The sequence below is a fragment of the uncultured Pseudoteredinibacter sp. genome (assembly GCF_947502065.1).
GTDB lineage: Bacteria > Pseudomonadota > Gammaproteobacteria > Pseudomonadales > Cellvibrionaceae > Pseudoteredinibacter.
The window spans coordinates 440610-448923 of the sequence record NZ_CANMYE010000004.1 but is presented as its reverse complement, the minus strand read 5'-3'; the positions used below and the strand labels follow the sequence as shown (position 1 = coordinate 448923).

Sequence of the window (8314 nt, the reverse complement as noted above, 5' to 3'; positions counted from 1 at the left end):
ATACCGGGGTCAGATCCCAAGGGATCTGACCCCATGTTAAGGCACGATGTATGTGGTTTAGATGATCTTGTAGATGTTGCCGTTTATTGCTTGGGTAGTTGCGGTTTAGATCCCGGCTCCGATACCGGGGTCAGATCCCAAGGGATCTGACCCCACGTTAAGGCATAGTGTTTGTGGTTTAGATGATCTTTTAGATGTAGCCGTTTATTGCTTATGTAGTAGCGATTTAGATCCCGGCTCCGATACCGGGGTCAGATCCCAAGGGATCTGACCCCATGTTAAGGCACGATGTATGTGGTTTAGATGATCTTGTAGATGTAGCCGTTTATTGCTTGGGTAGTTGCGATTTAAATCCCGGCTCCGATACCGGGGTCAGATCCCAAGGGATCTGACCCCAGGTTGTGGCCCCTTTGTTTAGTTTGTTTTTGGTGTTTTTTAATGGGCGATTCTTCAGCTAGTACAGCATCAAATTTTAATAAGCATTGGCTTTGGTTTGTGCCAATGGCGCTTATCATCCTCGTGGTTATCATTTTCGCCTTCCGTTTCGCGATGGCCGATGCTGCCTCCTATCCAGCGCGCTATGCATCTGATCTTTGGTTTAAAGAAGATCGCTTGCCTACCAAAGAAGAACTAGATAAAGCTTTAGAAGATGCCGAAAGCGCTCGCGGTTGGAATCCTTATCACGCTGAATATCACGATCTTAAAGCCTACCTTTTATGGCTGGCTATTTTGAAAGAACAACGAGAGCCGCAATCAGAAAGCCAAGCACGTATTAACTCTCTTGCTCAGCAGGCAATAGACTTACATAAAACCGCCATCGAGCTGCGCCCGCGTTGGCCTTATAGTTGGTCTGGTATTGCCTTGATGAAGGCCTACCAACAGAAATTTGATCAAGAGTTTGAGCGAGCGGTGCTGCAGGCTGCGCGCTTTGGGCCTTGGGAGAATACAGTAAATATTCAGCTGGCTCTGGTCGGGCAGATTATTTGGCCAGAATTGCAAAGTCGGGGTCAGAACCCAGAGGGTTCTGACCCCAGTGTCGAAGCCAAAAAACTCAAAGCAACCATCATAGAAAACTACAACCGTGGCATTCGCCGTAATGCAAAGGTTATTGCTAGAAACTTAAAACAAAGCCCGCATCGCTATTCTATTTGTGCTCATCTTTCTAGAGAATTTAAGCAGTATAAAACTGTGTGTGGGTAATTAAGCATCTCGGCTTCGAGAACGGGGTCAGACCCCATGGGGTCTGACCCCTGGTGCCGCAATTCTATTTAAAAGGAAGAGGTCAGAACCCTAGGATTCTGACCTCGGTTGTGCCCGGCAGGGATTAGAAGTGTGCTACTACTTTTACGTGCTTATGTTTGTGTGGTTGTTTTACTAATACATAGTCATGGTGTTTCTTGCTGTATCGGTAATAGTGGCCGTTCACTACGTGATAGTGTTTTTTATTGACTACCACCACCTTCGCTTTTCCGGGCAAGACTTTAAGCCGCGCGCCATGTGGGGTTGCTACTACGCTGTAGTGATCATCAACAAATCGATAAAACAAACCGCCAGCCACAAAATAACTTAGGCCTTTCCAAGTGAATTTATGATGTGCCTTGGGCAGATGGTGGTGATGGTGCGCCTTGTGTTTATGCACCGTAATGGTTTTGGCTTTATGGGCGATACTCTGCTGGCTTAGGCCGAGGCTTAGCGCAAAGGCAGATGCTACAACGGCTAGTTTAGCCTTGGATGATGGCTTCATGGGGCTATCTCCTGTTGTTTTAGTCATGGTCCACCTTAAGGGGGGATTGTGGAGTGAATGTGTAGGAATTGTGGAATGGGGCTGTGGCGGGTAGATCACGGCTCCAAGCTGGGGTCAGGTCCCATGGGACCTGACCCCTTTGTTTGCGTGCGTGGGGTCAGATCCCAAGGGATCTGACCCCGATCTTTATAAGCTTATGCCCCTTTATTCCTGGGCCGTTTCGGGGGAAAATACCGCCCCTGATAAAAGGGCGTTCAGGCCCACACAAGCCAATAGCTCAACAGTCTTAGATAGGATGCAGCACTAGCCATGATTTTGATGATCGATAATTACGATTCATTTACCTATAACATTGTTCAATATTTGGGCGAGTTAAAGGCGGATGTGAAGGTGCTGCGCAATGATGAGGTGGATATTGCGGGCATTGAGGCGCTAAACCCCGAGAAAATCGTTATCTCACCGGGCCCTTGCACTCCCAATGAGGCGGGTGTATCTATGCCGGTTATCGAGCATTTTCAGGGTAAATTGCCGATTTTAGGCATTTGCCTGGGGCATCAGAGTATCGGTCAGGTCTTTGGTGGCGATGTAGTCCGCGCGGCCCAGGTGATGCATGGCAAAACTTCTCCTATCTATCACAACGATTCTGGCGTATTTAAAGGCTTGGCTAACCCCTTCGAGGCCACTCGCTATCACTCTTTGGTGGTAGATAAAAACACTTTGCCCGATTGTTTAGAGATCACAGCGTGGACTCAAAACGAAGATGGCAGTGTTGATGAGATTATGGGCTTGCGCCATAAAACCTTAGATATCGAAGGTGTGCAGTTTCACCCTGAATCCATCCTAAGTGATCATGGCCATGATCTACTGAATAATTTTCTACAGGCCTAAGCGGGAGCCAAGCAATGGATATTCAAGAAGCGCTAGGCACGATTATTCAGCGCCAAGATTTAACCACCGAGCAAATGGCTGCCGTGATGAAACAAATCATGACGGGCCAAGCTACTGAAGCACAAATTGGTGGTTTTTTAGTAGCGCTGCGCATGAAAAGCGAAAGCTTGGATGAAATTACTGGTGCCGTGCAGGTAATGCGCGAGCTGGCCAGTGAGGTAACAGTAAACGCCGAAAACCTAGTCGACATTGTTGGCACGGGTGGCGATGGTGCCAACCTATTTAATGTCTCTTCGGCTTCTAGTTTTGTTGTGGCTGCTGCAGGCGCCCATGTAGCTAAACATGGTAACCGCAGTGTTTCCAGTTCTTCTGGCAGTGCCGATGTTATCGAGGCGGCCGGTATTCGCTTGGATATCAGCCCAGAGCAGGTGGCTCGCTGTGCCGAGCAAGTGGGAGTGGGCTTTATGTTTGCCCCGGCTCACCACGGTGCCATGAAATACGCTATTGGCCCTCGCAAGCAATTAGCCCAGCGAACTATTTTCAATATTCTTGGCCCAATGACTAACCCTGCCGGCGTTAAGCGTTTGGTGATTGGTGTGTTTAATGGGGATTTATGTCGCCATATGGCTGAAGTATTAAAACGCTTCGGTGCCGAGCATGTCATGGTGGTGCACGCCAAAGATGGTTTGGATGAGATTTCACTAGCTACAGCTACTAATGTTGCCGAGTTAAAAAATGGCGAGATTAGCGAATATGAAATTAAGCCAGAAGATTTCAACATCGATAGCCAGAGCTTAATTGGCTTGGGGGTGGAAACCGCCGAGGAATCTTTAGCTCTAATTCGCGATGCCCTAGGCAAGCGCAAAGGTAAGTACGCCCAAAAGGCCGCAGACATTGTTGCTTTAAATGCGGGTGCGGCTATTTATGTCAGTGGCGTGGCGGATACTTTAGCTGAAGGTATTGCCCGAGCCCAAGATACGATTGCTAGCGGCCTAGCGAAAGAAAAAATTGCCGAGTTGGCAGAATTTACCCGTTGCATGGATTAATCATCTGAGCATCCTAGCAACAAGAAGAGTATGTAATTGTGAGCAGCTTTAAAAAGACCAATACCGTTTTAGATAAAATTTTAGCCCGCAAGTTAGAAGAGATTGCCGAGCGTCGTCCAAAAGTCAGCATGAATGATTTGCGTAGCATGTCGGAAGATCAAGGCCCTGCAAGAGGCTTTGTAAAATCGATCGAAACTAAAATTGATGCTGGCCAAGCGGCGGTTATTGCTGAGATTAAAAAGGCTTCGCCAAGTAAAGGTATTATCCGTGAAGATTTCTTCCCAGCGGATATTGCACGCAGCTATGAGAAGGGTGGGGCAGCCTGTTTATCAGTATTGACCGATGCGGATTTCTTTCAAGGCCATGAAGAGTTTTTGAAAGAAGCGCGCAGTGCCTCTAAGTTGCCGGTTATTCGCAAAGACTTTTTGATCGATGAATATCAGATTCAAGAAGCACGTGCGATTGGTGCGGATTGTGTATTGTTAATTGTTGCGGCCTTAGATGCTTATCAGTTGCAGGATTTAAATACTCAGGCCTTAGAGTTGGGCATGGATGTTCTGGTAGAAGTACACAATCGCGAAGAGCTTGAGCTGGCGATGGATTTACCGAATAAGTTGATTGGTATTAATAATCGCAACTTGCATACCTTTGATGTGTCTTTAGAAAACACCTTCGCGCTATTGGATGTAATTCCTGGTGATCGTATTGTGATTACTGAAAGTGGTATTGCGACTATCGATGATGTGGCGGCGTTGCGTGGGCATAATGTAAATGGTTTCTTGGTGGGAGAGACCTTTATGCGTGCCGATGATCCTGGCTTGAAATTGATGGAGATGTTTCATTAGTTTGAAATGGGGTCAGATCCCAAGGGATCTGACCCCGGATGCCTGCACGATGCAGGTGGTATTGCTTTGCTTTGGCGAAGCCTCTTTCTTGCAGTTCTTTTAGGTAGTCGATCTAATTTAACATCTCGGCTCCGAAGTGGGGTCAGATCCCAAGGGATCTGACCCCGGGTGCCTGCACGATGTAGGTGGTATTGCTTTGTTTTGGCGAAGCCTCTTTCTTGCAGTTCTTTTAGCTAGTTGATCTAATTTAACATCTCGGCTCCGAATTGGGGTCAGATCCCACGGGATCTGACCCCGGGTGCCGGACCCCGAGTGCCTGCACGATGTGGGTGGTATTACTTTGCTTTGGCGAAGCCCTTTCTCTCAGTTCTTTTTAGTTAGTCGATTTAACCTAACATCCCGGCTTCGAGGTGGGGTCAGATCCCAAGGGATCTGACCCCGGGTGCCGGCACGATGTGGGCGATATTGCATTGGCTTGGCGAAACCCCATCCTCGTTATTCATGAAAAAATTGTCATTTTACGCAAAGAATACTTCCATTGTGTTTTGTCAGAATAATCATGTGCAGGGTGCTCAGCCCTGATTTTATTCTTATGATGGAGGCTGGAATGAATATCAAATCTATTATTAAAACTGCCCGTCCTTTTAAGCTACTGGCCATATTGGCAAGTGTATCGGTGGCACACTGGGCCTATGCGGCGGATACAAACCTAAAGGTGTCTGAGGCGCTGCAGAAGGCTGAGAAGTTGGCCGATGGGCCTGTGTTATCCGTAATGCTGGAAAAGCGGAAGGGTACGGCGGTATATCTGGTGGAATACTTAAACCAAGGCATGCCACGCTATATGGAGCTGGATGCCAAAACTGGCAAGCAACTTAATACCAGTAAAAAGGTCCAATCCAAAATTAGGCCCCAGCTAGCAAAAGCCTTAAAAGTGGCGTCTAAACAGTTAGAAGGCGATATTGAGTCGGTTGAATTTGATATGGAAACTGGCGACTATTTATTGGGTGTCGAGCTAGAACATGGCTATCAGCGTGTCGTCCTTGATGGCGAAAGTTTCAAGATGAAAGCTCTCGATCGCAGCTTTAGGCATTTTGGCAAGCAAATGAGTATTCTAGGTGGCGACGATATTGATATCGAGGTGTTCACCAGTGGTGATGACTTTCCCTTTATCGGCATGGCCGATATGCAAGCGCTGCATTCAATACCTGGGGATATTCATAAAGAGCTGCGCAAAGAGTTGGCTTTCATATGTGAGCAAGCTGAAGACAAAGCTCCGCCAGCTGATCCGGCAAGTTAATTTTAAAATCACAGAATAAAAGGTTAGGCCTGTGAAACTGTTATTAGTTGAAGATAATCAAGAACAAGCTCAGTTTATTTGCAAAGGTATGGAAGAGGCTGGGCATCGTATTGATTGGGCGCGAGACGGCCGAGAAGGTTTTCAGCTGGCTACACAATCACAGGCTGATTACCAGTTAATTATCAGCGACAGACTAATGCCTGAAATGGATGGCCTGCAGATGTTAAAGGCCCTAAGAGCCATCGAGGTAAATACCCCGGTGCTTATTTTGAGTGCGCTCGATAGTGTTGATGAGCGAGTAAAAGGTTTGCGTTCTGGCGGTGATGATTATTTGGTAAAGCCGTTTGCCTTTAGTGAATTGTTGGCCCGGTCTGAAATCCTAGCGGCACGTGCCGCGCCTGTTGTCTCGGCGGCGGAAAGCTTATTGACGATGGCCGATCTAGAGTTAAATCGCATGAGCCGAAAAGCAAGCCGGGCCGGGCAGGCCATTGAGCTGAATACCCGAGAGTTTCATATCCTAGAGTACTTTTTACAAAACCCGGGGCGGGTCATCACTCGTACCATGCTGCTAGAGCAGGTTTGGGGGCATAACTTTGATCCGCAAACCAATGTGATCGATGTGCACATCAGCCGCCTGCGTAAAAAAGTTGATCTGCCAGATCTGCCATCCTTGCTGCATACTGTGCGAGGCGCAGGTTACAAGATGGAGGCGCCTGCATGAGGTGGCGTGATCCGTTTAGTGGCCTGCTATGGATTTATGGTGCGGTAGCTTTTGTTTTCTTATTGTTGGCTTTTCTAATGGCCGATTGGCTGGGTGCTTGGTATGTACGAGATACCACCAGCTTCGCCTTGGAAACGAAAATGGAAAGTCTCGAAGCTCAAATTATCGAACAGCAAGAGCTACTGAGCCAGGGTGAAGTTTTAGAGTTGGAGAAGCTACTGAGAAAGGAGTTCGAAAAAAGCGGCCCTTACCAGTTTATTATTTCTATGAACGGAGATTTGATCACCAGCTTTGAAGAAATTCCTCCAGATTTTCCTTCGGCCATTCCCTTTCCTGAAGGTTTGATGGACTTTAGTACGTTTCATGATGGCAAAGAGGTGAACTTTACTTCTCTAACAACTCCATTGGAGCAGTTTAATGCTGAAGTTACCGTTGCTTTAGATCCATCTATTTTAAGTTCGGATCATAATTGGCCGGCGATTCTTTTTACGATTATGGCCTCGGTGTTAGGCCTGGGGCTTTCCCTAAGTTGGTATCTACAAAATCGTATTAAAGCACGCTTGATGGATATTAATACTACCACGGCAGCCATCGTAAATAGCGGAGATCTTAGCCGTCGAGTTAAAGACAGTAATTTAAGCGGGCCCCTAGCTGTAACAGTAGATAATATTAATCATATGCTGTCGGATGTGGAAACCGCTATGCACTCGACCCGGCAGCAGGCCAATAATATCGCTCATGATTTACGTACCCCTTTAACGGCTGCTTATAATCAACTGCAAACGGCTGCGAAACGCTATCCAGAGCTGGAGCACAGTGAAAAGTTGCTGGCGAATTTGCAGAATACATTTGGTCTTTTACTGCAGATTAATCGCTTAGAGAATCGCAGTGAGCTTTCAGCGCTAGATGATATGGATCCTTACCCTTGTGTAGTCGATTCTATCGAGTTGTACGAGCCAGTATTTCAAGAGAAAAATCAGGTTTTGCAGTGGAAGGTAGCTGATAACCTTGAATCAAAACCTGAAGGTTTAGGCTTGGTAAAAGCTGATCATGCTTTGTTGATGCAGTCGGTTTGTAATCTCTTGGATAATGCTAGTAAGTACAGTGCTACCGGTGAAGTGATTGAGCTTTGTATAAAACCCTCGGATAAATATTTGTGTATTGAGTGTTCTAACTCGGTAGAGAAGGGTTTAACTGGCGGCGGAGTGGTTGCCTCTGAGGCGATAGAAGAAAAAGCCTTTGAGCGTTTTTATCGTGGTGATCAGAGTCGTACTGAAGAAGGGAATGGTTTGGGTTTAAGCTTTGTGAAAGCTGCTGTGCAGGCGATGGGTGGCGAGGCTGGTTTGAAGTTGGAAAACGGGAAGTTTGTGGTTTCTATTTGCTTATTGCGTAGCGTATAAATCCCGGCCTCGATGTGGGGTCAGATCCCAAGGGATCTGACCCCGAGTACCTGCACGGTTTGGAATGTATCGCTTTGTTTTGACGAAGCCCTTGTCTTTTAGTTGTTTTTATTAATCGATTTAATTAAAAATCCCGGCTCCGAAGTGGGGTCAGATCCCAGGGGATCTGACCCCGAGTACCTGCACGGTTTGGAACGTATTACTTTGTTTTGGCGAAGCCCGCTTTTCTTTGGTCTTTTTGTTAGTTGAATTGATAAAGGTTCCCGGCTTCGAAATGGGGTCAGATCCTAAGGGATCTGACCCCGGGTAGATGGTACGATGTTTGGTTTAGGCGATTTACTTACGGTTTTAAATTCTTGCTTGCGAAGTGACT

The 8314-nt window shown here is 46.9% G+C and carries 8 protein-coding genes; 7 read left to right on the top strand and 1 reads right to left on the bottom strand.

What is annotated here, in order from left to right; translation table 11 throughout:
• Positions 1–438: 438 nt before the first annotated feature.
• Positions 439–1200, top strand: coding sequence for a hypothetical protein (locus tag Q1A41_RS13465; protein ID WP_299979895.1), 762 nt, complete (start codon positions 439–441; stop codon positions 1198–1200).
• A 124-nt stretch (positions 1201–1324) separates the two neighbouring features.
• On the opposite strand, the gene Q1A41_RS13460 is transcribed toward Q1A41_RS13465, so the two are convergent.
• On the bottom strand, positions 1325–1744 hold the full coding sequence (locus Q1A41_RS13460) for a DUF6515 family protein (protein WP_299979892.1): 420 nt from the start codon (positions 1742–1744) through the stop codon (positions 1325–1327).
• A gap of 309 nt (positions 1745–2053) precedes the next feature.
• On the opposite strand from Q1A41_RS13460, the gene Q1A41_RS13455 reads away from it, so the two are divergent.
• The 6 genes from Q1A41_RS13455 (at position 2054) to Q1A41_RS13430 (ending at position 7941) form a co-directional block, all read left to right on the top strand.
• Positions 2054–2632: an aminodeoxychorismate/anthranilate synthase component II gene (locus Q1A41_RS13455; protein WP_299979889.1), complete on the top strand. Its 579-nt coding sequence runs from the start codon at positions 2054–2056 to the stop codon at positions 2630–2632.
• Between the two features lie 14 nt (positions 2633–2646).
• Positions 2647–3678 (top strand): anthranilate phosphoribosyltransferase, encoded by a 1032-nt coding sequence (gene trpD, locus Q1A41_RS13450; RefSeq protein ID WP_299979886.1) that lies wholly within the window; start codon positions 2647–2649, stop codon positions 3676–3678.
• A gap of 38 nt (positions 3679–3716) precedes the next feature.
• Entirely contained in the window at positions 3717–4523 is an 807-nt protein-coding gene (gene trpC, locus Q1A41_RS13445) for an indole-3-glycerol phosphate synthase TrpC (RefSeq protein ID WP_299979884.1), read from the top strand.
• 607 nt (positions 4524–5130) lie between these two features.
• Positions 5131–5820 carry a PepSY domain-containing protein gene (locus Q1A41_RS13440; protein ID WP_299979880.1) on the top strand — a complete coding sequence of 230 codons (690 nt, stop codon included), beginning with the start codon at positions 5131–5133 and terminating at the stop codon, positions 5818–5820.
• Between the two features lie 31 nt (positions 5821–5851).
• The gene (locus tag Q1A41_RS13435; protein ID WP_299979877.1) at positions 5852–6541 is read left to right on the top strand and encodes a response regulator transcription factor; all 690 of its coding nucleotides are present in this window, start codon (positions 5852–5854) and stop codon (positions 6539–6541) included.
• Positions 6538–7941: a HAMP domain-containing sensor histidine kinase gene (locus Q1A41_RS13430; protein ID WP_299979874.1), complete on the top strand. Its 1404-nt coding sequence runs from the start codon at positions 6538–6540 to the stop codon at positions 7939–7941. Before Q1A41_RS13435 ends, Q1A41_RS13430 begins: the two co-directional genes overlap by 4 nt.
• Positions 7942–8314: the final 373 nt, after the last annotated feature.